This is a genomic window from Lawsonella clevelandensis (assembly GCF_001293125.1).
In the GTDB taxonomy this organism is placed as follows: Bacteria; Actinomycetota; Actinomycetes; order Mycobacteriales; family Mycobacteriaceae; genus Lawsonella; species Lawsonella clevelandensis.
On record NZ_CP009312.1, the window covers coordinates 1,465,497 to 1,491,793 of the forward strand.

At 60.9% G+C, this 26,297-nt stretch carries 20 protein-coding genes; 10 read left to right on the forward strand and 10 right to left on the reverse strand.

What is annotated here, in order from left to right; all coding sequences use genetic code 11:
* Positions 1 to 73: 73 nt before the first annotated feature.
* The 3 genes from IY73_RS06210 to ybaK all read right to left on the reverse strand — a co-directional run bounded on the left by IY73_RS06210 (position 74) and on the right by ybaK (position 4,424).
* A complete protein-coding gene (locus IY73_RS06210) occupies positions 74 to 1,921 on the reverse strand; it encodes an amino acid ABC transporter ATP-binding/permease protein (protein WP_053962321.1) in 1,848 nt (615 codons plus the stop codon).
* On the reverse strand, positions 1,918 to 3,639 hold the full coding sequence (locus IY73_RS06215) for an ABC transporter ATP-binding protein/permease (protein ID WP_053962322.1): 1,722 nt from the start codon (positions 3,637 to 3,639) through the stop codon (positions 1,918 to 1,920). Before IY73_RS06215 ends, IY73_RS06210 begins: the two co-directional genes overlap by 4 nt.
* A gap of 263 nt (positions 3,640 to 3,902) precedes the next feature.
* On the reverse strand, positions 3,903 to 4,424 hold the full coding sequence (ybaK, locus tag IY73_RS06220) for a Cys-tRNA(Pro) deacylase (RefSeq protein ID WP_053962737.1): 522 nt from the start codon (positions 4,422 to 4,424) through the stop codon (positions 3,903 to 3,905).
* 318 nt (positions 4,425 to 4,742) lie between these two features.
* Between ybaK and IY73_RS06225 the strand changes: the two genes are divergently transcribed.
* Both IY73_RS06225 and IY73_RS06230 read left to right on the forward strand, forming a co-directional pair.
* Positions 4,743 to 5,306, forward strand: a complete 564-nt coding sequence (locus tag IY73_RS06225; protein ID WP_237023727.1) for a sigma-70 family RNA polymerase sigma factor — start codon at positions 4,743 to 4,745, stop codon at positions 5,304 to 5,306.
* Positions 5,303 to 5,725, forward strand: coding sequence for a hypothetical protein (locus IY73_RS06230; protein ID WP_148417767.1), 423 nt, complete (start codon positions 5,303 to 5,305; stop codon positions 5,723 to 5,725). The genes IY73_RS06225 and IY73_RS06230 overlap by 4 nt, the downstream gene beginning before the upstream one ends.
* Positions 5,726 to 5,817: 92 nt before the next feature.
* Here IY73_RS06230 and IY73_RS08825 read toward each other — a convergent pair whose 3' ends face one another.
* The 4 genes from IY73_RS08825 to IY73_RS06245 form a co-directional block, all read right to left on the reverse strand.
* Entirely contained in the window at positions 5,818 to 5,892 is a 75-nt protein-coding gene (locus IY73_RS08825) for a 50S ribosomal protein bL37 (protein WP_148417879.1), read from the reverse strand.
* A gap of 175 nt (positions 5,893 to 6,067) precedes the next feature.
* On the reverse strand, positions 6,068 to 6,322 hold the full coding sequence (locus IY73_RS06235) for a WhiB family transcriptional regulator (RefSeq protein ID WP_053962325.1): 255 nt from the start codon (positions 6,320 to 6,322) through the stop codon (positions 6,068 to 6,070).
* A 368-nt stretch (positions 6,323 to 6,690) separates the two neighbouring features.
* A complete protein-coding gene (locus IY73_RS06240) occupies positions 6,691 to 8,019 on the reverse strand; it encodes an Rv3212 family protein (RefSeq protein ID WP_053962326.1) in 1,329 nt (442 codons plus the stop codon).
* A 9-nt stretch (positions 8,020 to 8,028) separates the two neighbouring features.
* Positions 8,029 to 9,708, reverse strand: coding sequence for a DEAD/DEAH box helicase (locus tag IY73_RS06245; RefSeq protein WP_082346607.1), 1,680 nt, complete (start codon positions 9,706 to 9,708; stop codon positions 8,029 to 8,031).
* A 359-nt stretch (positions 9,709 to 10,067) separates the two neighbouring features.
* Between IY73_RS06245 and IY73_RS06250 the strand changes: the two genes are divergently transcribed.
* A complete protein-coding gene (locus IY73_RS06250; RefSeq protein ID WP_053962327.1) occupies positions 10,068 to 10,295 on the forward strand; it encodes a DUF3107 family protein in 228 nt (75 codons plus the stop codon).
* A gap of 93 nt (positions 10,296 to 10,388) precedes the next feature.
* Here IY73_RS06250 and IY73_RS06255 read toward each other — a convergent pair whose 3' ends face one another.
* Positions 10,389 to 10,997 (reverse strand): TetR/AcrR family transcriptional regulator, encoded by a 609-nt coding sequence (locus IY73_RS06255; RefSeq protein WP_158408652.1) that lies wholly within the window; start codon positions 10,995 to 10,997, stop codon positions 10,389 to 10,391.
* Between the two features lie 134 nt (positions 10,998 to 11,131).
* Between IY73_RS06255 and IY73_RS06260 the strand changes: the two genes are divergently transcribed.
* The 6 genes from IY73_RS06260 (at position 11,132) to IY73_RS06285 (ending at position 22,689) form a co-directional block, all read left to right on the forward strand.
* On the forward strand, positions 11,132 to 12,193 hold the full coding sequence (locus IY73_RS06260) for a DUF3152 domain-containing protein (protein ID WP_148417769.1): 1,062 nt from the start codon (positions 11,132 to 11,134) through the stop codon (positions 12,191 to 12,193).
* 72 nt (positions 12,194 to 12,265) lie between these two features.
* Entirely contained in the window at positions 12,266 to 13,069 is an 804-nt protein-coding gene (locus IY73_RS06265) for a HesA/MoeB/ThiF family protein (RefSeq protein ID WP_053962330.1), read from the forward strand.
* A 62-nt stretch (positions 13,070 to 13,131) separates the two neighbouring features.
* A complete protein-coding gene (locus IY73_RS06270) occupies positions 13,132 to 14,343 on the forward strand; it encodes a TIGR02569 family protein (protein WP_053979086.1) in 1,212 nt (403 codons plus the stop codon).
* 59 nt (positions 14,344 to 14,402) lie between these two features.
* Positions 14,403 to 17,813: an ATP-dependent helicase gene (locus tag IY73_RS06275; RefSeq protein WP_053979087.1), complete on the forward strand. Its 3,411-nt coding sequence runs from the start codon at positions 14,403 to 14,405 to the stop codon at positions 17,811 to 17,813.
* 1 nt (position 17,814) lies between these two features.
* Positions 17,815 to 21,450, forward strand: a complete 3,636-nt coding sequence (locus IY73_RS06280; protein ID WP_053979088.1) for an ATP-dependent DNA helicase — start codon at positions 17,815 to 17,817, stop codon at positions 21,448 to 21,450.
* A 114-nt stretch (positions 21,451 to 21,564) separates the two neighbouring features.
* On the forward strand, positions 21,565 to 22,689 hold the full coding sequence (locus tag IY73_RS06285; protein WP_390175769.1) for a potassium channel family protein: 1,125 nt from the start codon (positions 21,565 to 21,567) through the stop codon (positions 22,687 to 22,689).
* A 228-nt stretch (positions 22,690 to 22,917) separates the two neighbouring features.
* Here IY73_RS06285 and IY73_RS06290 read toward each other — a convergent pair whose 3' ends face one another.
* Positions 22,918 to 23,217, reverse strand: coding sequence for a glutaredoxin domain-containing protein (locus IY73_RS06290; RefSeq protein WP_053962334.1), 300 nt, complete (start codon positions 23,215 to 23,217; stop codon positions 22,918 to 22,920).
* A gap of 105 nt (positions 23,218 to 23,322) precedes the next feature.
* Here IY73_RS06290 and IY73_RS06295 point away from each other — a divergent pair, with 105 nt between their 5' ends.
* Positions 23,323 to 25,407: an ATP-dependent helicase gene (locus tag IY73_RS06295; RefSeq protein WP_053979089.1), complete on the forward strand. Its 2,085-nt coding sequence runs from the start codon at positions 23,323 to 23,325 to the stop codon at positions 25,405 to 25,407.
* An 18-nt stretch (positions 25,408 to 25,425) separates the two neighbouring features.
* On the opposite strand, the gene IY73_RS06300 is transcribed toward IY73_RS06295, so the two are convergent.
* Positions 25,426 to 26,247: a hypothetical protein gene (locus IY73_RS06300; protein WP_148417772.1), complete on the reverse strand. Its 822-nt coding sequence runs from the start codon at positions 26,245 to 26,247 to the stop codon at positions 25,426 to 25,428.
* Between the last annotated feature and the right edge of the window lie 50 nt (positions 26,248 to 26,297).

Genomic DNA, 26,297 nt, shown 5'->3' on the forward strand with positions numbered 1-26,297 from the left:
ACCCGGCACATGGAGGGGCTGTGAGGTTGTGTGCATCGTGGGGTGGTGGCTGCGGGGGGCGGGGGAGAGACGGCTAGTGCTGTGTGGCAGCAGCTTCCATATCATCCCAGCGTTGCAGTAGACGAGCCAGAATGCTGTTCTTGTCTGCCGCCAATGCGTGTGGTTCGCCCTGTTCCACGATGCGGCCTGCTTCCATGACGATGACGTTGTCGGCGTCGAGGGCGCTGGCTGGCTGGTGGGTGATTTCGATGATGGTGGCGTTGGGGCGCGCTGCCTTCACCTGCTCGCCAACCTGGTGGGCCAGCTCTTGGTTGAGGTGAGAGGTGTACTCGTCCAGCACCAGCACCTGGGCATCGGTGAGGAGAGCACGGGCGATGGTGAGGCGTTGCACCTGGCCACCGGACAGTTCGGTGCCGAATTCACCCACTGGGGTGTCCAGACCGCGCGGGCTGTTCTGCACGTCGTGCTCCATTCCCGCAACGCGGAGGGCGTCCCATAGCTCGTCGTCGGTGGCATCGATTTTGGCCAGGCGTAGGTTCTCCGCAATGGAGGTGTTGAACAGGTGGCTGGCTTGGCTCACTTCGGTGACGGCGGTACGAAGGTCATCGGGATTGATGCGGGTGGTGGGTGCACCGTTGATGGTGATTTCACCAGCATCGGGATCGAAGTGACGCAGCAGCATGTGCACCATGGTGGATTTGCCGGATCCGGAAACTCCCACGACAGCGGTGTGTTGGCCGCCGGGGAAGTCTACCGAGACATCCCGGAGAGCTTGCTTGCGTACCCGTTGGACGGTGACCCCTCGGTCGGCGTCATCGAGGTCGCGCACCGTGTCGGTCATTCCTGGGTAGGTGAAGGTGACGTTGCGGAAGCTAATGGTGTTGATGGGACCCTCGGGCATGGGGTCGCCGCCTTCGGGGACGAAGGGCTCCCGGTACTTGATGATGCTCATACGCTCGGCGGCTGCGAAGGATCGTTCCAGGTCGTCTGCGAAGTCTTCGGTACCGCGGGCGGGGGTGAAGACGCATAGCGCTACGGTGGCGCAGATGGCGAGATCGGGCAAGCTGAGGCTTCCGTCGCGGACGGCGTTTGCTTCGACAAGCACGGTGGTGAGGACGGCGAAGAGACGTAATCCTTCGCAGAGGCTGCGGCGGATGCCGGAGGTGAGGCGGTTTGCGAAGGCTGCTTCGCCTACCTGCTGCGAGATGGCATCAGTTTCGGTGAGGCGGCGGGGGCCGTAACCGAAGCCCAGGACTTCCCGCATACCCTGGGTAGTGTCGGTGAGGTGCTGGGTAAGGTCGCCGCGGACACGCAGCATGTGCCGGGCGGCGCGGTGCGCGGGGCCGGAGAAAGTGAAGGGTACGACGTAGGCGGCGAGGGCGACGAAGGGCAGGATAATGAGGGCGGCGATCCAGCTGATGCTGGCGCCGAGCCAGATGAGGGCGCCCAGGGGTACGACGACGGCGGCAACGGCGGGGGCGCCGGTATGTGCGTAGAACACTTCAATGCGGTCGTTGTCTTTGGTGGCGCGGGCCAGCAGGTCACCGGATTTGGTGGTGTGTTGGATGGCGGGGGCCTGCGGCCAGATCTTGTTGAAGAAGTCGGTGCGCAGGAGTTCGAGGGAGCGGAAAGCACAGAAGTGTCCGAGGAATTGCTCCAGGTAGCGCATGAGGGCCTTGATGAAGGCAATGCCGATCATCCATCCGAAGGTTACTCCGGCGGTGTGGCTGATGGTGGCGGTGTCAGGGGTAGGGTGGGTGTACTCGAGTCCGATAGTGACGAGTCCCCAGGCGCCGAGGGAAAGGAGGATGATCCCTAGCACCTGGTCGACAATGCGGCAGAGGGTGCTCAGGATGAGCGGCCACATGACTGGTTTGGTAACGCTGACAAGTTGGCGGGCGAGTTCGGAACGCTTGATCATGACTGCTTCTCCTCTGCGAGTTCCCCGTCCTTGAGGACGAGGATACGGTCCACGTCGCGGAGGGCGGTGGGGCGGTGGGCGATGGTGAGCACGGTCTTGCCGCGGCCTACCTTTTCCATGGCGGCGAGGATGGCCGCTTCAGAGTTGATATCGACGTGTGAGGTGGGCTCGTCAAACACCATAATGGGGGCATCGGCGAGGATAGCGCGGGCGATGGCGAGGCGTTGCGCTTGGCCACCGGAGAGTGAGTAGCCACGTTCGCCAACCTCGGTGTTGAGGCCGTCGGGCATGGTGCGGACATCTTCGGCGAGGGCGGCGGTGTCGAGTGCTTGCCACATTTCGTCTTGGGTGGCATCGGCTTTGGCGATGCGGAGGTTGTCTGCCAGTGTGCCGGTGAAGAGCCAGGTGGTTTGGTTGACGGCGGCGGTACCGGAGCGGATCTGTGCGGCCGGGACTTCGCCCACGATCTTTCCGTCAACGGTGACGGAGCCGGTGCGGGGAACGAGGTCGCCCAGGACGAGCCCAGCAAGGGTGGATTTTCCGCCCCCGGAGGTGCCGATGAGGCCCACATGTTCGCCGGGGGCAATGTCGAGGTTGAGGTTGCGGAGGACCTGTTTGGCGTCCTCGTCGGCGCTGTAGGCGAAGGTGACATTGTGGAGGGTGATGGCGCCGGGCTGTGCGCTGGCAGCGGCCTCCTGGTGAACGGTGGGATCGGTGGCCCGCTTTTCGTCACTGATGATGTGATAGGCGGGTTTTTCGGCGAGGAAGGCGCGGGCTTTGCGCTGGGCAGCGAGGCCTCCCATACCGACGTAGAAGAATTGGCCGATGCGGTCGAGGGGCTCCAGCATGATGGTGGAGAGCAGGACGACGGCAACGGCTTGGCCGATGGTGATGTCTCCGTCGCGGAGGGCTTGGTAGGAGAGGAAAGCGGAGAGGGTGATCATGACCAGGGAGAAGACGGCGTCGACGATGAAGATGACCAGCTGGTTTCCGAAAAGGAGTTTCATCATGCTGACGCGGTTGCTTTCACCAATGTCTGCGAGTTGCCTGGAGATGCGCTTGGCGGCACGGAAGGTCCGCAGGGTGGTGAGGCCTTGGATGGCGTCCAGGTAGGTGGAGGAGAGTTCCCAACGCGCACTGACGGTCTTGCCAGAGACTTTTCGGAACACCATTTCGAAGCTGCCGATGAGGATGGGTACTGCGGGGATGGTGAGAGCTAGCCAGCCGGCGATTTCCCAGTCGATGGTGGTGCCGATGATGAGGATGGTGATGACGGGGGCCAGCATGGAGCCGATCATGGGGCCGAGGAAGGTCTGCCGGTAATAGGAGATGCGTTCGGTATCGTCGGTGAGCAGGCTGACGATGCTACCGGTGCGTTCCGCGGAGCGTTCCTGGGTGCCGAGGCTCATGAGGTGGCTGACCAGTTTGTGCCGGAGGTGGAGTTCTTCCCAGACGGCGGAGGTCTGTGTGAGGAAGAGGCTGAACCCGACGATGAGGGTGGAGACGAGCGCCAGGACAATGATGCCGGTGATGGTGCCACCGCTGACATCTGTGCCGTTGTTGGCAGCGTCAATGACGGTGCCGAGAAGGACAAAGAGGCCTCCGGTGGTTGCGGTGGTGATGAGTCCCAAGAGAAGGGCGAGGCGGATGACGCAGGTTCCAGCGCGTGTCCCCAGTGGTTCCTTCGGAGATTTCTTGGTCTTCGTGGTCTTTGCCATGGAGTACTCCAATCCCGTGTTCTGCGGATACGGACGTGAAGAGCCTTAATAAGGGTTGACTACACTTAGTCTTTCTCTTTCAAGAATAGCTTAAGCGACACATTGTCTCTAAAAAATTATTCTACGTTCGCGCTGGGCGATTCGGTAGCCGCGAGAATCTCTCTGCTCTATTCGTAAAATGTGTATAGAACTGCGAATATAGGAAATTGTACGAGAGGTATAAAAATGCGCATGTACTAGTACATAGGGGTGTGGCAGGTCTGCTATTGTGCTGCGATATCGGCGACTATCGCGTTCGTTAGGGTAATGAGGTCACCAGGTGCGATCTCCAGGTCGCAGCCGCGCCGTCCGCCAGACACAAAAATGGTGTCCCACAACAAGGCGCTTTCGTCGATAACAGTGCGGAGTGCTCGCTTCTGGCCTAATGGAGAGATACCGCCAGCCACGTATCCCGTTGTTTTCTCGGCGAGGGCAACGGCAGCCATATGTGCTTTGTGTGCGCCCAGAGCCGTCGCAGCCTTTTTCACGGTGAGAGTAGTGGTGACGGGGACAATGGCGACTGCGAGGGGTGACTCACCGGGGGCGAGGGTGCCGGAAAGCTCAATGATGAGGGTTTTATAGATCTGCTCCGGTTCGATGCCCAGCCGATCCACCATCACTTGTGCGGCTTCTTGGCCGTAGTGTTCTGACTCGTTCTCGTAGGTGTGCACGCGGTAGTTGAGTGAGGTGTGGGAGAGAGCAACAAGAGCAGGGGTGTTAGCGGGGGTTGAAGCAGCTTTTTTCACGCCCTTCACTTTACTTGTACGCTCTCGGCAACTCTTGGTATGAGACGGAATATCACCTATTTGGGGGGTGTTGAGGTGGATGGAAGGAGGTGGAGAATGGCCACTGGCATCCTAGACAGCCCAATTTTGTGTAGGTCGAACCAAGAGTCGGTACGAATTCTTGACACTGTCCTGCTCGCTAAGAGCGACCCTTACCCATTAAGGTTAAGGGGTAGTGCTCTTCCTGCCCGGCGCCCTTCGTGTCGTGCATTGCTAGTAAAGGTTAATCCCGTCAGTACCGCTTCTGCCCCAGTTCGCTCCGCTCAAAACCCTACCGAGTTGGCCGCACGTTTTGAGCGCGATGCACTGCCTCTCTTGGACCAACTCTACGGTGCAGCAATGCGGATGACGCGTAACCCTGCCGATGCTGAAGACCTCGTGCAGGAAACGTACGCGAAGGCATTCTCCTCCTTCGCTTCCTATAAAGAAGGCACCAATCTTAAAGCTTGGCTCTACCGCATTATGACGAATACGTACATCAATACGTATCGGAAGAAGCAACGCCAGCCGTATCATTCCCCCGCGGAAGAGATGACGGACGCGCAAGTTGCTGAGGTAGCGAACCACCACGCCACAGGTCTCCGGTCCGCCGAAGTAGAGGCCCTGGATAATCTCCCCGACGAGACTATTAAGCATGCGCTCAATGAGCTTCCGGAGGATCGTCGTATGGTGGTGTACTACGCGGATGTGGAGGGACTGCCCTATAAGGAGATTTCAGAGATCATGGACACTCCCATCGGAACGGTCATGTCTCGTCTACACCGTGGACGGAAACAGCTGCGTGAGTCGCTTCGAGATGTCGCACTAGCCGCCGGTATTGGTGGAGAGGGGGGAGAACTGTGAGCAGTCGTCGCCGTAATTTGCTGGCCGAACAGCAGGGGCATGCCAGCCACTGTGGCACTAATGGTTGTGGATGTTCCGGTAACCCCACGTCGTCGTCCTGTCCGGTGAACCGCGCCTACGCGCTATTGGACCCCCATGTGTCGGACTACTCCTCGTTGGACTGCTCCGTCGTCATTTATGAAGTACAGCGAATGTTGCACCAGCTAGACGATGACGATGAGTTGGCGGCAGAAGTGGGGGAGGAACTGGCGGAGTGCCCGTGTGGCGCAGAGCTTCTCGAGGTGGAATCGAAACTGCGCGGGAAACTCCATGACGCGTGTGCGGAACATGCTCCGGAAAATCTCCGTCTTCGCCTGTTATCGTATATTCACTGTTCTAACAGTGAACTGCCTGCTGATGGAGAAGAACTCAACAGCTAGCCCAGCGTTGAAAAAGGCGCCTCCCGAAAGCATCCGGGAGGCGCCTGAAGCGTTCTAAGCGGGCTGCTCGGTAGACCAAGCCTGTCCGCGACTTAAGAGTTTGGCCGCTTTCCGTGGTTGGCCTTGCTGCCCTTACGGGCGCGCTTCTTGCGTCCACGCTTTCCCATAGTTGCCTCCTTGGTTCGTTTGGTGTGCACCATCCTCCGAGTCGAACCACGAGGTCGTCGAAGTGTCAGTACAAATTGGAACGAGAATTATTCTTTCATTACCGGGCGGTTCAGTGCAATTAGACAAAAACGATCGCCCCACTGGAGAAGTGGGGCGATCGTGAAGTGGCTGTAATTAGACGGTGCTGCGGGCACGGACGCGAGCCTTACGACGCTTGAGGGCGCGCCGCTCTTCCTCGCTCATGCCTCCCCAGACACCGGCATCCTGACCGGATTCAATGGCCCACGCGAGGCACTGGTTGGTCACCGGGCAGCGATTACAGACCAGCTTTGCACAGGCAATCTGCGCCAGCGCGGGACCAGAATTTCCTACGGGGAAGAAGAGTTCCGGGTCCTCGTCGCGGCAGAGTGCTTCATGGCGCCAATCCATAGTCGATGCTCCTTACTGAAAAAGTCACAAAATATTGCAGTCGTTAGTTTGGGGGGAGTTGCTTATTGCATCTAAGCTAGAGAAGTTATGGGAAGAACGGGGGCGTTCTTTGCACACTCGTTAAATCTTGTCACGATTAAGATGAATGTCAAGAGATTTTTTCATTAATGTGGCGAAAGCCACAGTGTAAATTCACCTATGATCTGAGTCACTAGATGAGATGTGAGAAGTGGGTCTCACTTTTTCTAAAAATGCAGGTAAATGCACTTCCTGGGGAAAGTCCTAAAAAGGGACCGCAATCTGTGTGCTGATTTTATGTTACCGGGGAGTAAACAACAGGATTTTTCACAAATCCTGATTTGACACCTCTAATGCACATCCCATAAAGGCGAAAGTCCCAGGATAGTGTCACCCTGCTGGACCACAATCATGCCCCCAATAACCACAACTTTGCGGATTGCCGGCCCCGCAACTGGCAACAACCGAGCCTGCTTACCCGTATTTCCATCCAACAATGCGAGCCCCCCACGCACCGGAGCGACCAACCAATGTGGAGAACCCATCAGGCTCGACAGAATACCCGGTGTACCCACCACGTGCGCAGCACTCCACTTCGGCGCAAGAGTCTCCGCATCGAAAGCGTAGAGATTCTCACCGTCATTCCAGAAAAGGGACTTATCAGTCCGCACAATCGGAATACCCGGTAACGCCGCCCGCCCATGTTCCGCACGAGTCATCGCGAGCACCCGCACTGTCGTACGCGCAGCTTCATCGGAACCCTCCCGACGCGAATGGCGTAACACGACAAAACGTGGGGTAGGTTCGGCCAAATAGAGCAAAGCTCGAGAATCAGTGACTTCCAGCACCGCTCCATGGTGCGCACCCGTCAACCAGCTCCCCTCTAGTTCAGGAGTGACATCCTCCTTCGGAACAGCGTTAAAGAAGGTGAATCGCAGGGAGGCATCGCCAGGACACCGCCGCAGCACACCCACCGTGTCATCATTCTCGGTAGCATCCACGACGTCACACACCGTCCGCTGTGCTTGATCTGGTTCCAAGGGAGTTTCGCTGGGACCCACCAGCATTGTTCGCACCAAATCAGCGCGCCAGGACTCCACCTGGTGCGGTCCATAGGAAAGAACATGCTGTCCGCCGGTCACAATCCGACGTGGACCAGCTGCAAAACCAGACCGAGAGGGTCCATACCGCCCGCCATCGCCCTTAATAAGCATGACATCGCCGCACCCACCAGGGAAGTCCCAGACAGTAACCGCCCCGCCCCACGCGGCTTCCAGCGCACACAAAGGGATACCACGCCGGTACTCCCACACCATCTCGCCCGTCATCGGGCTGCGCGCAGTAACGGCCTCAAACGTGCCCGTCAGTACCACCGGGCCAGCGGTGAGCGGACCGCGCACCAGCCGAGTGGCGGTCACCGGAGATGGGGCCCGCCACGCCACGACCAGCCCAGTTGGTTCACGCGTAATAGGAGCACCACTCTGTACTTGCCCGCCACGGGCGAGAATGGCGTGGGACCGGCCTCCCGTCACCCACGTGACCGCCGCCAACACGACAACTGCCACCATTATGAGAGCCACCGCAACGACATCGCGAACGGTATAGCGTTCCGCCGCTACCCGCACAGGGCGGGACCGGCGGCGCAGGCGAGGAGAAGCAGAAGCATGCTGGGCGGCCATCCTGGCCTCCTACTCAGCGGAGGAATGCTGGTTACGACGGCGGCGGCGCCGACGCCGTTGGGAACCTTGGCTCTGCTGCGCGCCAGTCTCTTTGGCGGAACTAGCAGAGGCATTCTTATCTACAGAATCCTTGGCAACAGTCTTGTGTTCCTTGGGAGGAGCAGCCTGCTGCACCTCCGCCCCCTGGGTGGCGCCAGCACGAGTGCGCTTCCGCTGGCGGGCCCGACCCCGTACTTCGCGGCGCTCACCATTGCGCTTACCGCGCTCTCCAGCGCGGCCACCCTGGCCATCCCGGGCTCGGCTCCGGCGCCGCGTGGGCACCCCAATGAGCTCCTGTGCGGGGCCCACTTCGCCCTTCACGTCGGGATCAATCCCGAGGTCGGAGTAAAGGTGCTCGGAGGTGTGGTAGGTCTCCTCCGGCTCACCCTTCCCCAAATCTAGGGCCTTGTCGATGAGCATCCAGCGAGGAATGTCATCCCAGTCCACCAACGTAACAGCAACACCAGAGTTGCCCGCACGACCGGTACGGCCAATGCGGTGGACATATGTCTTGTCATCCTCTGGGCATTGGTAGTTAATGACGTGGGTGACATCATCAACGTCAATACCGCGGGCCGCCACATCGGTAGCCACCAGCACATCCACGGTGCCGTCGCGGAATGCATCAAGAGCTTTTTCCCGGGCCACTTGGCCCAAATCGCCGTGGACGGTAGCGACCCGGAAACCGCGCTCCGCAAGTTCTTCCGCCAACTTCTGGGCGGTGCGCTTAGTCCGGGTAAAGAGCATCGTCTTACCACGCCCCTCGGCTTGCAGAATGCGCGCTACCATCTCTGTCTTGTTAAGGGCGTGGGCTCGATACACAAACTGGACGGTGTTCTCATGCGTAGCAGAGGCATTTACCGACTCGGCCCGAATATGGGTGGGCTGGCGCAAGAAAGATCGCGAGAGACGGATGATGGGTCCGGGCATGGTGGCAGAGAAGAGCATCGTCTGCCGATCCTCCGGAACCATGCCAAGGATCTTCTCCATATCGGGAAGAAATCCCAAGTCCAGCATTTCATCGGCCTCATCCAATACCAGCACAGCCACCTTGCCAAGGATGAGGTGATGTTGCTGGGCCAGATCCATCAATCGGCCGGGGGTACCTACTACCAGATCAACCCCCTTCTTCAGAGCCTTAATCTGCGGCTCGTAGGGGGTGCCACCATAGACCGCTAAAACTGACAGGGGACGTACCCGGCCGGTCTCGTCGCCATCCTCCGTCCGTTCCTGCACCCGTAGGGTGTGGGCAGCATGTGCAAGATCTTCTTCCACCTGCAGGCACAGCTCACGAGTCGGAACTACTACCAGGGCACGGGGTGTACCGTCCAGCGGACGATCCGGAGACGTCACCAATCGGTGCAGCAGCGGCACCCCGAAACCATAAGTTTTGCCCATGCCAGTACGGGCTTGGCCAATAAGATCCTGGCCGGCCATGGCCAGCGGGAGGGTGAGCTCCTGGATAGCAAAAGTATGGTCAATACCTTTTTCTGCGAGCGCCTCCACAATAGCGGGATGGACGCCCAAAGCGGCAAAAGTAGGGGAGTTAGCGGTGCTCGTTGCACCATCATCCAGCACCGTCGTCTGGACATTCATGTCCAGGTCGGACTCGTGCTGCTGAGACTCTTCAGAGTTGGAGGGTTGGGCCATAACAGGCGCCTCGCTTTCCGCGAAAACTATCGGCACGCGCGTCCAGAAGGGAGGGGAAGCGTTCCGCACGGTACTTACGATGAGATGCTCACGATGGGAAGAGCCATCACCGTCTCTTGCGCTCCTCTTACACTCAGAGCGGACGAGCACCGGGAACTGCTTCAGCTGCCGACTTGCGGAGAGATATCCACAAGCATGGAAGGCCGCGCACATTTCTTTCTTCACAACCTGACTCAACAGGTGGCGTGCCTTAAGTCTAGCAAAGGAGAAGTGCAGACCTGGAAGGCCATGCGTACACTGGCAGAAGAGAACCCCGCAGACTGGCACCCTGCCACCCTGCACCCACCGAGGAGGAACCCATGGCCGTCACCGTCAAGATCACCCTGCAGGACTCTCCCGTCCAGATTTCTGCCCAGGTGGACGATGGTGCAGCAGTGCTAGCACAGGTGAAGGACGCCCTCGCCTCCCAGGCCGGTGTCCTGGAGTTTACCGATGTGAAGAAGCACCAGTACGTTGTCGCCGCCTCCAAGATTGTCGCCGCGGAGGTCTCCGCCGAAGAAGGTCGCAAAGTTGGCTTCGCCAACTAGCCACAGCGACGGTACTAGCCCTACATCGTGAGCCGGCCACTCCGTCACCACACCTGGCAAACTATGTAGTGGTGTCTACTGGGTGGCAGCGCGCTACGGCTGTGCCGGCAGCGCACGTAGACCGCTCCACATCATCCCCGCAATGAGGTCGGAGGCTGTGTCGATATCCAGATCGCTCTGAGACGTTCGCAGCCACGCCTTGGCTGCCGACTCGCTTGCCCCCACCACTGAACTAGCCAACACCTGAGCCTGCGGGGCAGCGAGCCCCGTGTCGCTCGCAATATGGGCCGCAATCCGTTCCACGACAGCAGACGTCACCCCCTCAACCCGCTCCGCAGCATCTACATCATCGAGCATGTCGGAGTCGAAAAGCAGCCGGTAGTACTGCATGTCATCGGCGACGAACTCGAAGAAAGCGCGCACCGACGCCTGCACGACATCACGATTACGGCCCGGCTGGTTGAGCACTGCGCCGATGGTCTCCTCCAAGTTTTCCCCCGCCTTTTCCAGCACTGCCAAATAAAGATCGTGCTTGGAAGAAAAATACTGGTAGACGATGGGCTTACTGAGCCCCAGTGTGCTGGCCACATCATCCATACCCGTCCCGTGGTATCCGTTAGAGACAAAATGGCGACGCGCCGCGTCCAAAATTGCCTCGCGCCGTTCTTCTCGCGACACTCGACTAGTAGACGTGGTGTTCACTCTGTACCTCCTCGCCAGCCAACGAGCTGACAGTTCGCCCCACAGATACGGTAGGAACCGTCTCCGCTACTTCGAACCTTACCGGAGGGCGGCCAGGTGAGAAGTGAACTCGGTTCAAATTAAAAGGATGGCCCGTGGCTCCTCAACACCCCTCTCCACACTCCACAAGATCTACAAGTGCCGCTTCTGAACAGGCAAAAAGAAGTGGAGCATGGCTGGTTGGCGGCATGCTACTGGCACTCCTCGCCGTGGTCATCATCATCGTGGGTATTGTCCAAGCCGTACAGTCCACACACACCACCACTGGCCACCAGTCGGCCACCGTAGAACAGTCTGACGGTCACTCAGCTGCCCGCCCCTCCGACCCCGCCCTTGCTGCGATCGTTGCTGCGGCAGCCCTCCCTGCGGGCGGCCCCTACACCGAGCGAGGCACCGGGGAGTTCGTCACCGACCCACTCCACGTCGCCCCCAGCATGGAACCGAGCGCAGTGACCACACCAGGGCAGGGAGCCCCCAACTCGGTGGCAGATGCCATTGCCGCTGCCACGCTCGGAGCCGTCACCATCCCCTACACCATCGACATTGAGGGGGGCATCAACACCAGCCAGATCGGTGGCCGTGACACTTTTGCCTGGTGGGTGCATTCGGCATTGGGGGACCCACGCGGTTGGGTGAGCGGCGGACACCGTAGCTTCCACCAGTTCGACACGGCAGGTCTCGCTGCCCTCCAGAAAGAGCCCACCGGAGTAGGGGCTGACCTTCGCAAAACTGCCCTCCACTTCACCCTTGCTACTCCGCTGACGACCCGCAAACTGTGTGGCTACAGTCTTCCCGTGGAAACCTCCTGCTGGTCCTCGCAGACACGTCGAGTCGTCATCAACATGGCACGCTTCATCCGTGGAGCCGCCACCTTCCCCCACGACCTCTCCGGCTACCGCTACTACGTCATCAATCATGAGCTTGGACATGGTTTGGGCTTTGGGCACGAAGTATGTGGAGCCGCCAATGGCGTCGCCCCGGTGATGATGCAGCAAACCCTCACCCTTCGCAATGCGGACATTGTGGCACTTGAGCCGAGTCTATCCAGCGCTCCCGGGTTCTCCGCCAGCTCCACCTGTCAGCCCAACTCCTGGCCCAACCCGGAAAACGTTACTGCCTCTACGCTTCCAGAGCTTCCCGTCTCCGAAACCCCCTAAGAGTTTTCCCTCACTACGAGTAATAGTCGCGACACCAGTGACGGGTTCCCACCCAGCTTCTATGCTGGAGACATGACACCTCGCCTCCTGCCCTCCGCCCGTGCCTCTCTTGCCCCCCTTGCCCCGGTGGGCGACCCACTTACCGCCGACCAGGAAGGGCGCTACGCTCGGCATCTCAACTTGCCCGGTGTGGGGGAGGAGGGGCAGCGCCGCCTCTCCGCAGCCCGGGTGCTTGTCATCGGAGCCGGTGGCTTGGGCTCTCCCGTATTGTTGTACCTGGCCGCAGCTGGGGTAGGCACTATTGGTATCGTCGATGATGATGTGGTGGATCTTTCTAATTTGCAGCGGCAGGTGATTCACTCCTCCGCTTCTGTGGGGGAGCCAAAGGGGGAGTCGGCCGCCCAGCGTATGCGGGGAGTCAATCCGGGTGTAAACGTCATACCCTTTCCGCTTCGTCTCCGTGACGGCGACTTTGCCCAGTTTGGGACCGACTGGGATCTGGTGGTGGATGCCACCGATAACTTTGCCACCCGCTACCTCGTTAACGACCTCGCCCGTCAGTTGGGAGTACCGGAGGTGATGGGCTCGGTCCTGCACTGGCGCGGCCAAGTGACGAGTTTTTGGGAACAATGTCCCGACCCAGCCCGAGCCGTCACCTTACGAGATTTGTACCCACAGGAGCCCTCCGCCGATGCTCCCTCTCGGGAACCGGGCGCCGGCATTATGGGGGCGCTCTGCTGCACTATCGGTGGCTTCATGGCGACAGAAGCCGTGAAGCTCCTCTTGGGGCAGGGCGATAATCTACTCGGTCGGGTGTTGTATTACGACGCGCTGCAGATGCGTATCCGAGAAATCACTCTTCGCCCTGATAGGTAGCGGCCTCGCCGGGTCTCCTCCGGCCACAACCCGCCCCCGGCACGTAGGATGAAGACGTGAGTATGCTGCAGCCCTCTCCGAATGTCCTCAACGCTTTTGGTTTGCGTGATCCGCATCTCAGCCCTGCCCCCCGGGGTTGGGGCGGAGGAGTGCTCGCTGGCCCCATCGTGCTAACCCCAGTGGCTGATCGTGCCCGGGCTACCTGGTCTGCCCGCGTCCGCGACACCCTCGACCCTTCCGGAATCCGCATCGCCAGACCGTTCCGGGCTACGGACGGTCGCACAATTGTGGGGGACTGGCGGGCTGACCACTACGGTCCGGGAGCTTTGCAGAATCGTCCCGATGAGGTCATCGCTACGTCTCTCCGCCTGCATGACGTTCTCGCCACCCAGGAACGTCCCCGTTTCCTCGTTGGTGCCCCGTCCTCTCCCTGGACGGAGGCAGACTACTTCAGCATGGCGGACCGGGCAGCTTTCCACCCCGCTGGGCTGGAACTACTCCGGGACTATCTGCCGCATGGCACTGGAGTAGACGGTGGCCTGCGGGCTGACATTGCTGCCGGGGTGGAGCTCTATCAACAGTTCGCAGATTTACGAGAAGATATCCACGCACCTGCCCAAGTTGTCCATGGTGACATGCTGTTCGGAACACTCTTTGCACCGGGTACTGCTCCGCTGGTTCCTGATATTGTGCCCTACTGGCATAACCCGGCATGGGCTGCCGGAGTGGTAGTGGTGGATGCCCTGAATTGGGCGGGAGCAGATGCCGACCTGCCACAGCGTTGGCGTCACCTGCCCGAATGGCCTCAACAGCTCTTGCGGGCATACCTGTTCCGTTTAGGATTGCACCTGGTGCACCGTCATTCTGCCGCCAGCGCCTACAATAAGCTGCTCCACACTGGCGTGGTGATTGCAGACCTGGTAGCGGACAGTTCAGCGGCAGAACCGGCCGTTGCAGCACCTGCTGTGCTGACCGCTGAACCAGTTACCGAATCGGTTAGGGAACCGGCTGCTGAACCGACTGTCGCTATTCCGTCCGCAGTCGTGGCTCCCGCCGCCGTAGCGCCCATCGAAGTGCCCTCCACAGAGATCACCCGTGACGAAAGCGAGGGCTCCGGTACAGGCCTGGATACCTCTCCAGAACCTACCTCCTGGGAGGATACCGCGGAATTTCCGGAGATCGCCGATGCGTGGGAAGGAACCCCAGACACCCCTGCCCTCGCAGATTCAGAGCTCGAGACAGGGAAGAACACCATGTCCCCAGAACACCACTGAGTGTCCCCGTTTGTTGCCGAGTGCCCACAAATGTTACAGCCGTATGATCGACTAGCAGTATGACGGAACCTGCCCCCCTCGCCGACGACGCGCTCCACGTGACGCTACTCCGTCCCTCGGTAGGAGAGCATCATGCCGCGCGTCAGTGGATCGGTGCCGCCAGCACACTCTTTACGGACAGCGGTGCACCCATCACCGACCCCGTTCCCTACCAAGTGGTAGGCGGGCCCGGAACGGGAAAGACCTCGCTCCTCATCGACCTCGCATGCTCCTACTGTCGGCAACCCGAGCACAGCTCCGACGCGGTGCTGCTCCTCACCCAGTCGAAACGAGCTGTCGCCGCACTCTCCGAAGAGATCGCTGCCCAGCTTGTGGGAAGTGACGGTCTCGCTTCCCAACAGCCCCTCATCCGCACCGTCCACAGCTATGCCTACAGCCTGCTCGCCCGCATTGCCGCAGCAGAAGGTGCGCCAGCTCCGAAACTCCTCACTGGCGCGGAAAAAGATGTCATTTACCGAGAAATGCTTGCGACTATCGCCGAAGATGGTACCAACCTCTGGCCGGAGTGGATTCGCCCCGCCCTCACCACCGTCGGCTTCGCCCGCGAACTCCGCGACCTCATCTCCCGCACTGCTGAACGTGGATTAGACGGAGTGGCACTACGCGCCCTCGGCGAGGCTGCCGGTGAACCTGCGTGGATTGCCGCCGGGCAGTTCGCTACCGACTTTGAACGCATCCAACTTCTCCGCGCCAGTGTTGGCGCAGCACGGGAAGAAGAAATTAGTCCGGCGCTCGATGCTGCCGAACTGGTGGGTGCGGTGCTAGAAGGGCTCGCCACCCACCCGGACATCTTGGCGAGAGAACGACAGCGCCTCCAGCTACTCCTCGTTGATGATGCCCACCACCTTGACCCACAAATGGCGGAGCTCATTGACACCATCCGCAGCGGGGCACAGCTCACCGTGCTGGCCGGAGACCCCGACCAGATGGTGTTTCGTTTCCGCGGAGCCGACCCCAGCTACTTCCACAACCTCGCACCCCTGGGCAGCAGCCACCGTATCGTCTTGAGCTCCAGCTATCGGCTCACCCCCCACAACGCAGAGGTCGTGCGGGTGGCGGGCAGTCGCCTTCCTGACAACAGTCAACAGTGGCGTGAGCTCACCGCCGCCCGGAGCGGCACCGCAGCGCCAGCCCCGATGATCCACCTCACGGAAAGCATTGCCGCGGAAGCAGCCACCGTGGCAGACGTGGTACGGCGAGCTCACCTCATCGACAATGTTCCCTGGAGTGACATCGCGATCATCTGCCGCAGTGTGGGGCCCCATCTGCCTTCCCTACGCCGGGCCTTGGCAGCCGCCGGCGTCCCCCTCCGCACCGATGCCGCCGACCTTCCCCTAACTGAACAATACGCAGCTGATGGCATTGTGGCGGTGCTCGAAGCGGTCTCCGGCACCTGCGATACAACCGTTGCCGAAAAACTCCTCACCGGTGTTGTCGGCCGCGCAGATCCCGCAGACGTACGGAGTCTACGTCGCGGACTGCGGCGCACTGAACTCGCCCAAGGCGGCCGCCGCGATTCCGGGCTCCTCCTCACCCTCCTTCTCTCGCCTACTGCTCGCGACACGTACTATGCCGAGCACCCCACAGACATCCCGCTCAGCATGATCGAAGCTGGGCTCACCGATTATGAGGCCAAACCCCTCCACCAGGTTCACACGGTAGTTGATGCTGCCTGGCAGTCCGTCCAACACCACGGCACTGTAGAAGAAGTGCTCTGGGAAGCCTGGAATGCCACCGGTCTCGCCGACAGTTGGAGGGTAGCCAGCCTGCGTGGGGGAGTTGCCGGAGCCCAAGCCGACCGTAACCTGGACGCCATGATGGCACTCTTCGATGCTGCCAGCGACTATGTTGACCGTATTCCCACCGGTACTGTCGCCAGCTTTGTGCGCTATATCCGCGAACAAGAACTCCCCTCCCTGCCCCGTATTCGCAGTCTCCACACCACCGACGCCGTCACCATCATTTCCGCCACCTCTGCGGCAGGACGAGAATGGGATACCGTCATTGTCCCCGGCATCCAAGAAGATGAATGGCCCACCCTCGCGGTACGCGGGTCCCTGCTGAAGCTCAACGAGTTGCTCGACCGCATAGCTGGAGTCACCCCCGACGCCATCGTCTCGCGGCGCGCCCCCCAACTCGCCGACGAACGTCGCCTCCTCTACGTTGCCCTCTCCCGCGCCCGCCGGAGTCTCGTCCTCACCGCCGTATCGGGTGGTGGTGCCGACACCCTCACCCCCAGCCGCTTTCTGGAAGACGTGGCCGAGGTTATCGTTCCTCCCCACCAGCGCGCCGACGAGGACTCCAACCTCCCTGCTGTCGCCTCCACCGTCCCCCACGTGCTGTCGATGCCCACCATGGTTGCCCGTCTACGTTCCATTGTGTGTGCCACCGCTCCATTCCCCACCATCCCACCGGAAGAGTGGGACAGTTACCAACAGCAGGCCTTCCACCAACTGGTCAGACTCGCACAAGCAGGTGTTCCCGGCGCCCTCAACTGGTGGGGAGTAGACGGAGTCACCTCAGACGCCCCCCTGTGGACTCTCACCAGCCCCCGTACCACCGCAGACACTAGCCCCCCACCTGCACCTCCCCACGAACCACGCCCCGTTACCCTCAGCCCTTCTGCTTTCGAAACTCTCCAAGAATGCCCTCTCCGCTGGTTCCTGAGCCGCAACGGTGGTGACACCGCCCCGGGGCTAGCAGCCCAATTCGGTACCCTCATCCACGCCCTCACCCAAGCTTCTGCCAGTGGAGTAGCGGAAGCGGACCTTCGCACAGCCCTCGAGGAATCCTGGCCAGCTCTCGGGATTGATGCCGTCTGGCTCGCCGAGCAGGAGAAAACTCGCGCCGAAGAATCTCTCGCCAACTACGCCACCTGGAACACCACCGAAAGTGCCACGTTCACCCTCGACGGGTTGGAAGTGGGAGTGGATCATATCTTCACCGCCGCAGATCTGGCCGACTACGGTATCAGCGCCGACGATCTGGCCGCAGTTGATGCCAGCACCATACCCGTCCGTGTCAAAGGGCGTATCGACCGCCTGGAGTGCACTGACACCGGACAATACGTCATCGTTGACTTCAAAACCGGCAAGACGCTTCCCTCCAAAGCCGCCACCGCAGACAACGCCCAGCTCGCGCTTTACCAACTCGCTATCTCCGCCACCAAAGGCGCAGTCGCCAAAGCCAAACTGGTCTACCTGCGACCCCGCGGCGGCACACTCGGGGAACGGGAACAACACAGCTTAGACGTCGAACAGCAGAAACACTGGCGTCTCGCCCTCCAAACTGCCGCCAGTGCCACCAGCGGTCCAACCTTCCAGGCCTGCCGCAACGACCACTGTGCACAGTGTGCAGTGCGCGAATCCTGTCCCCTCCAATCCCAGTCCGTCCTCACCAGAAAGGCCTAGGATGCGCTACACACCTGCTGACATCGCCCGCCTCCTCGGCCAGAAATTCTCACCCACCGACGAACAAGCTGACGTCATCTCCGCCCCTCCTGGCCCCCTCCTCGTCATCGCTGGAGCGGGAGCAGGGAAAACCGAGACGATGGCGGCTCGGGTAGTGTGGCTTGTCGCCAATGGCTATGTGTACCCTGACCAGATCCTCGGGCTCACCTTCACCCGCAAAGCCGCCCAACAGCTCGGACAACGTATCCGTCAGCGGCTCCAACGGCTCGCCGCCAGCCCCGACTTCACCGGCTCTGAGGCAGACCAGATCCGCCACGCCATCCACACCAGTGACCCGGATACCGCCACCTACGACTCCTACGCGGGCACCATTCTGCGCAGTTATGGCCTGCTCCTCCCTGTCGAAACCACTGCCACGATCGTCAACGCCGCTGAACTCTCCGAAGAAGCGGTCCGCCTAGTCTCCCAATGGCCGCATCCCTTCGCCGTCGAACGAGCCACCGCCAGCGTCGTGAACGACCTGCTTGGTCTCCGTGGAGAAATGGCCAACCATATGGTGGACTCTGCCACAGTTCGCGACGAAAACCGTTGCCTTCGTGAAGGCCTCACCGATCTTCCCAAAGCGAAGCGAGCTCGCGCCGACCTCACCAAAGACATGCGAGACTTCCTCAGCGTGTGCGAGTACCGAGACCAACTACTCGACCTTATCGACCTCTTCGATAACCGCATGCGCGAGATGGGCTACCTCGACTTCGGCCAACAGATGGCCTACGCCGCCGAACTTGCCCTCACCCACCCGCAGGTCGGCCTCTCCGAACGTGCTCATTACCGAGTCGTCCTCCTCGACGAATACCAGGACACCGGCTACGCTCAGCGTGTCTTCCTTCGCTCTCTTTTCGGAAACGGCCAAGACCCCACCCTCAGTGTCACCGCAGTCGGTGACCCCATACAATCCATCTACGGCTGGCGTGGTGCCTCCGCCACCAATCTGGCTCATTTCCGCACCGATTTCCCCGCCGTCACCACCCAGGATGACACCCCTCAGGGTGGCACCACTGCCCACGAAGACAGTACCGGCGCAGCCGTGGGTACAGCCAGTACCGACACCCTCACCGCACAGCCCGCCCCCGTCAACTATCTCCTCACCAGCTGGCGCAACCCCGGCGACATTCTCAGCTTGGCAAGCACCTACACTCACCGGCTCAGCGCCGCCACGCGTAACGCCATCGCCGTCCCCGACCTGCGGCCCGCCCCCAATGCGGCAGACGCCGACATCCACTGCCGCTATTTCGGCAGTGCCGAGGACGAATATGCCTGGATCGCCCGCTACTTCCGCAGCCAATTTGACGCCGCCGCTGCGCGCGGAGAACTACCCCCCACCAGTGCTGTACTCGTCACCCGCAACCGAGATTCCCTCCCCATGGCGGAAGCACTCGAAGCAGCAGGCGTCCCCGCCGAAATCGTCAATGTTGGCGGTCTTCTCTCCATCCCCGAAGTACAAGATGTGTGGGCCATGCTCCGCATCATTGCCGACCCCCTCGACGGTGGTGCCGCCCTCCGCATCCTCACCGGTCCCCGACTCAATCTCGGCGCCAGTGACCTACGTGCTCTTTGGGGACGCGCCCGCGAACTCCGGGGAGACCTCGACCCCGCCGATGACACCGACCCCACTACCCTCGAAAACCTGCTAACCATGCTGCAGGACGCTCTTCCGCAGGATGCTGCTGCCCAAGTGGGGATCGCCGACGCTATTGATGATCCCGGCCCCGCAGACCGCTACTCACCCGCCGGATACACCCGCCTTCAGCAACTCCGCGCTGACGTCAGGCATCTCCGCAAACGGCTCGGTCAACCACTCCCCGAACTTATTGCGGAAGTTGAACGCACCATCGGAGTAGACGTCGAAGTAGAAGCCCGCCTCGACCCCGGGGCTGGGCACCTCACCGGACGGCACCACCTCGACGCCTTCGCCGATGCCGTCGCCTCCTTCTGTCGCGGCGCCAACCCCAGCCTCGGCTCCCTCCTCGCTTACCTCCAGCAAGCCGCTGAATCCGAAGGTGGTCTCGCCCCCGGCACCGTCGCTGTCCGCCGTAATTGCGTTCAAATCATCACCATCTTTGGAGCGAAAGGGCTGGAATGGGAATGTGTCGCCATCCCGAACCTCTCCCAGCGTGAATTCCCACCCGCTCGTGGCCGCACCAACTGGGTGAAAACCGCCGCTGAACTCCCCGCCAACCTCCGCGGTGACACCGCCGTACTGCTCCCCGGGGCTGAACTTCCCTCCGGCATCCCCACCTTTAGCGCAGCCGACGCCACCGACCGCAGTGAATACTGGCAGCAGCTCGCCCAGCATCTCACCGATCTCAAAGCCATGGAGCTGGAGGAGAAACTCCGCCTCATGTACGTCGCCGTCACCCGTACCGAACGCTCCCTGTTGCTGACCGGACACGGCTGGTCCTACCACGACATCACCTTCCACGAACCCTCCGAGTACCTTCGCGACGCCTACCAGTGGGCCGAAACCATTGCCGTCGACTACGGTGCAGACGCCGGCATTTTCCCCCTACTCAGCTATGACGACCAGACAGAACCCACACCGCCGCATGTCGTCACCACCCATCAGCGGGGCACTCTCACCATCCACCCCTACTGGGTGGCAGCGCCGGCGAAGTGCATCACCACTCCGAAAGGGGAACTCGTTCCCGACCCTGCTTTCCACCCCCTCACCGCCCGCGATGCCAGCGCTACCTGGCCCGTCGACCATCTCGCCGACAGTCCCCACATTCGACAGGTCCACACCGCCCTCCACCAGGCGGTCGAGAGTGCTGGGCGACCAGCGGGCGGCCAGCAGACCAGCCCTCTCCCCGCCACTGCAGCCGTGCAGGCACTCGCCCAAGACGCCGACGTCCTTCTCGCCGAATACCTGCATCAACAGGCCGGTGACGACCCCACAGCCCGCACGGTCACCCTTCCGACCCGGCTCACCGCTAGCCAAATCGTGGCACTGCGGGAGGACCCAGAGGATTTCGCCCGCCGGCTCCGCCGCCCCATCCCCTTCAAACCCAATCGCTACGCTCGCCGCGGCACCGACTTCCACACCTGGGTGGAGCACCACCTCTCGGGGGACCTCGGCACCCTAGTCGACCTCGAGGAGATTATGGATGCGCGTGACGACATTCCCGAACCAGTGTCGCTGACGCGTCTCAAAGAGACCTTTGCCGCCTCCAGCTGGGCACAACGCACCACGTCCATGGTGGAAGTGCCCTTCGATGTCTCCCTCGGCAGCGTCGTCATTAATGGCCGCATCGACGCGGTATTCCGTGACGACGCCGACCACTACACCGTGGTGGACTGGAAGACCGGTGCTATCCCTCGCACCACCCGCGACCGCACCACCAAAGCACTCCAGCTTGCCACTTACCGTATTGCCTTCCATCGCATCATCAATGTGCAGCGGGCTGAACACGGCCAACCGCCCCTACCATTAGGGAACATCCGGGCCGCATTCTACTATGTTGCCCATGACTACACCCTCTGGCTCGATGAGCTCGCCGATTCTGCCGAGTTGGAGCGACTCATCGGCGATCTCACCACATCCACTGCCGATCCAGTGGAAGGAATCCCTGGCAACGGCTAAAGTTCAGCCCTAGGCGCCCCGCGCCGCACCTGTCATACTGGAAAACGGTGACGGTTCCGAGACTCTCGTGAACGTGCCACCACACAGCTGCCGAGGAAGGAGGATCCCGTGGCAGTGAGCCGTCGGATCGGGAAGGGTCTGCGCAGCCTCATCTCGACAGAATCCCGCCTCGATAACCGCCCAGACTACGCCCTCGTTGGTGTCGTACGGGTACCACTCCTCGAATCCAGCCCCTGGCGACAAATCGCCGTCCGTGTCCTCTGGGCCATTGGTGCCCTCATCCTGGCTGTCATCATCACTTACGCCGAACGCTCCGGCTACCAGGACAATAACGACCCAGCCAATGGCATGACCCTAGTGGACTGTATTTACTACGCCACCGTCACCCTGACCACCACTGGCTACGGTGATATCACCCCCGTCACGCAATCAGCTCGACTCGCGAACGTCATCCTTATCACTCCGCTCCGCGTCTTCTTCCTCATCGTCATGATTGGAACGACGCTGCAGGCGCTCACGGAACGTTCCCGCCAAGCCTTCCGAATCCAACGCTGGAGGTCCACCTTGCGTAACCACACCGTCGTCGTCGGCTATGGCACCAAAGGCCGCTCTGCTGTCGCCGCTATGCTCGCTGATGATGTTCCCCCTAGCGATGTTGTCGTTGTCGATACCGACCAGTCCGCCCTCGAACTTGCCGCCTTAAAGGGGTTGGTCACCGTGCATGGCTCCGGAACGAAGGCGGACGTCCTCAAACTTGCCGGGGCGCCCCGTGCCAAGTCGATTATCGTCGCCACTAACAAAGACGACACCGCCGTCCTCGTCACACTGTCGGCGCGCGAGTTGAACCCGCGGGCCACCATCGTTGCCTCCATCCGCGAATCCGAAAACGCTCACCTCATCGAGCAGTCCGGTGCCGACTCTGTGGTGGTTTCTGCGGAAACCACTGGCCGTCTGCTCGGTCTCGCCACCGTCACCCCCTCTGTCGTTACCCTCACTGAGGATCTCCTTTCCCCAGAAGAAGGCTTCTCTGTCGCCGAACGGCCAGTGGAAGAATCTGAACTGGGCGGCTCGCCCCGGCATCTGAAAGACTTGGTGCTGGGTGTGGTGCGGCACGGCAAGCTGTATCGCATTAACGATCCGGGGGTTGACACGCTGGAAATTGGGGACCGACTGCTCTACGTGCGCATGACCCAACCCGCCATCATGACGGAGAACACGAACCCCATCATCATCGGCTAGCCTGCCAGCGCGCCCGCCACACCGGATACCCCTATGTGGAGGCAGTTGAGATCTGCTGCTTATAATGCGTGTTGCTCTCGATACAGTGAGTCCCCCACCGGGTAGGTGGGGGACTCACTGTATGACTGGGCAGGACAAGCGCGGCAGAGGCCAATAGGAACTAGCCACGACTGGTAGGCGTAGAGAAGGAGCTACGAGGTAGCCGAGCCGCGGGATAGCCTGTCGATATTAGGCGTTAGCCTTCAGCTCCTTGAGCTTGTCGCGAACCTTGGTGGCGCGCGGATTGGTCATGGTGGTGCCATCGGAGAAAAGAACGGTGGGGATAATTCGGTTACCGTCGTTCACGCTCTCCACGAACGCCGCCACAGCGTCCACATCTTCGCATTCATCAACATCCACGTTGTGGAAAGGAATGTCGAGCTCGCCCAGGAGCTTTTTCAGGCGTTGGCAATGGGGGCACCACGTCGCGGAGTAGACGGTAATGTCGTCAAGGTTTTTCGGGGCTTCAGGGGCTTCAACAGTACTCATGACTCTACAAAACCATGTTTTGTAGCCTGGTGCCAGCTTTTGCAGGCTAGAAATGTCACAGTCGGTCTCTACACTGAGATATGTTGGCGAGAAAGGAGAACCACCATGCAGCTGGATGACGAACAACACCTCGCCGTCCTCGCGCCGCGTGGTCCCGTATGTATTCTGGCCGGTGCTGGTACCGGAAAAACCCGCACCATTACCCACCGAATCAGCCGGCTCATTCACGACGGGCAGGTCAACCCCCGGCACATTCTTGCCGTCACCTTCACCAAACGAGCAGCCGGGGAGATGCGAGAGCGTCTCACCCATATGGGGGTTGGACAGTTTGGGGGACAGCAGGTTCAGGCCTCCACCTTCCACTCCGCCGCGTTGCGTCAACTTCGCTATTTTTGGCCGCAGATGATGGGGGACGTGCCCTGGTCAATTATCGACCGTGACCGCTTCGGTGTGGTAGCGCGGGCTGCCGACCACTGTGGGGCAGACTCCAGTAAAGAAGCTATTCGGGACTTTCTTACCGAAATCGATTGGGCTAAATCCGAGCTGCTTGACGCGGAAACCTACCAGGCAGGCGTCGCCCGCCTCCACCGGGAGCTCCCCACCGATGCCGCCACAGTTGCACAGGTGATGGCCCGCTACGAGGAGTTGAAGCGTCGCAGTGATGGCATGCTCCTCGACTTCAACGATCTGCTGCTCTATATGAGCGCTGCGCTTGACGAATTTCCGGGTATTGCAGAAGAATTTCGCGCCAGTTACCGTAGCTTCGTCGTCGACGAATACCAAGACGTCACCCCCCTCCAACAACGTCTCCTCGACGGCTGGCTAGGGAAACGGGATGACCTCACTGTCGTGGGCGACCCGAACCAAACCATCTACTCCTTCAACGGTGCCTCCCCAGAGTTCCTGGTGAACTTTCGCCGACGCTTCCCCCACGCCACCTTCGTGACCTTGGTGCGCGACTACCGGTCCACCCCAGAGATCGTCAGCTGCGCCAATAAGGTTATTGCGGACGCCAAAGGTGACGTGTCCCAACCCAGTATGCAGCTCCGCGGACAACAACAGCGGGGGAGCGCGCCGCAGATCCTCCGCTTCGATGATGACTTCCAAGAAGCAGAAGAGGTGGCCACCGCCATCGCCGCCGATATCACAGCCGGCCAGCTACCGGAGAACATCGCCATTCTCTACCGCACCAATGCCCAGTCCGCACTCTTCGAACAGGCCCTTGAGGAACGCCACATCCCCTACCAAGTGCGTGGCGGGGAAGGGTTCTTCCACCGGGCTGAAATCCAGCAGGCCTACCGCCAGCTGATGCGATTGGGTACGCGTACTGACCTACCGGAGGAGATGGTCGGCCCCCACCTCGTCACACTGGTGCGGGCCAGTCTCCAGAGTTTAGGGCTCACCTCAGAGGAGCCCACCGGGCAGCAAGCGCGGGAGCGCTGGCAGGCTCTCACCGCCCTTGTCGCGCTTGTGGAAGATATTACGGACGCCACCCCGACATTGACGCTTGACGGTTTGCTGCGAGAGTTGCAGGATCGTGCCGACAACCGTCAACCGCCGACCGTACGGGGCGTCACTCTCGCTTCCATTCATGCCGCGAAAGGGTTGGAATGGGACACTGTCTATGTCGTTGGGCTGGTGGAGGGAACGCTACCTATCCGCTACGTGTTTGACGACACTGCCCCTGCCGATGCTCTTGAAGAGGAACGCCGGCTGCTCTACGTGGCTATTACCCGTGCCCGCTATCAGCTCACTCTCACGTGGGGTGCAGCCAGGCGAGCCGGCGGCAAGGCCCGCCAACGGTGCCGCTTCCTCGACAGTATCGATCCGCCCCGGCGTCCAGACTCCCGCAGTGTCACCGGAAAACCCCAGCGCTCGTCAACACCGGGCCGCGGAACAGCAGGTCACGCAGGTGCAACATCCTCCTCGAAACAGTGGAAACGGGAGGCACTAGAGGCGATGTCCTACCGGCAGCAGGAGCTTTTTGAAGCGCTAGTGGCCTGGCGCAAAGCCACTGCCGCGGAGATCGGCAAACCCGCTTTCGTGGTGTTTACGGACCGCACCCTCATCGAGGTGGCCCTTCGCAGCCCGCGTGAACTAGGGGACCTATCCGGCATTCACGGAATTGGGCAGGCCAAACTGCACACCTATGGGGAGGGCCTCCTCCGCGTGGTAGCCGACAGTCTCTGACTCAACACTGGCAGACGGTTAGCCTGTTGATGCCAGCGTCACCAGCTGGGCATCCGGTGCCACCACCATCCGCTGATAGTAGGGAAGCACTTTCTCCGCAACCCCCAACTGCGTTCGCTGCACAATCAACGGTACTGCAAACGCCGCGGTGGCCAGGACCGTCGCATGCGACGCGCGGCCCTCCTGCCGCATCAGCTGCGCGGCCACCTGGGCAGGCAGGTCCGTCGCCAACGGCACCTGCGCCAACTGCCCCGCTAGCTGATGCAGTGCAGACTGTGCCACACCACCCGGTGCCACCAGCGGCCCCACCACCCCACGGTTATCCACCAATGTGCACACCAAAAACGGCTGCTTACGCTCCATCAACTCCCGTACCACCACCGGATCGGGAACGATCGTGCCAGCCAACACCACCAGCGTGCACGGCCGCTTATCTGCTTCCCGCTCCTCCACCACCTGTACGTCCTCCAACGCCAGTAGGCGCCGCAGCTGGGTCGCCAACTGCCCCTTCCCGTGTACACAAATTCGGGGAATTGCGGGACGATGCTCCGTCTCACCCAGATGTGCTACCCCCAGCTGCTCCAGCTCCTTCAATAACTGGGTGACATGGGTGGGACTCATCACCTTATGCTGCCCTGTCCCAAACAGCCGTACCAGATCATCCATGTTCCGGGAGCCGTCACAGCGTGTGAGTAGCCACTGTACATCCTCCGGTTGGTACTCTTCCGGGACGGTCACTAGTACCGCTTCCTGGGGGACGAGCCCCACCTGCAGCGTGCGTAGCGCACACTGGACAACAGTGAGGTAGGGGTGAAGCTGAGGGCCAAGGGGGATGCTCATAGCGACATGATGGCAGGGCAACTGCACTGATAGGGGAGCTACCCGGTACA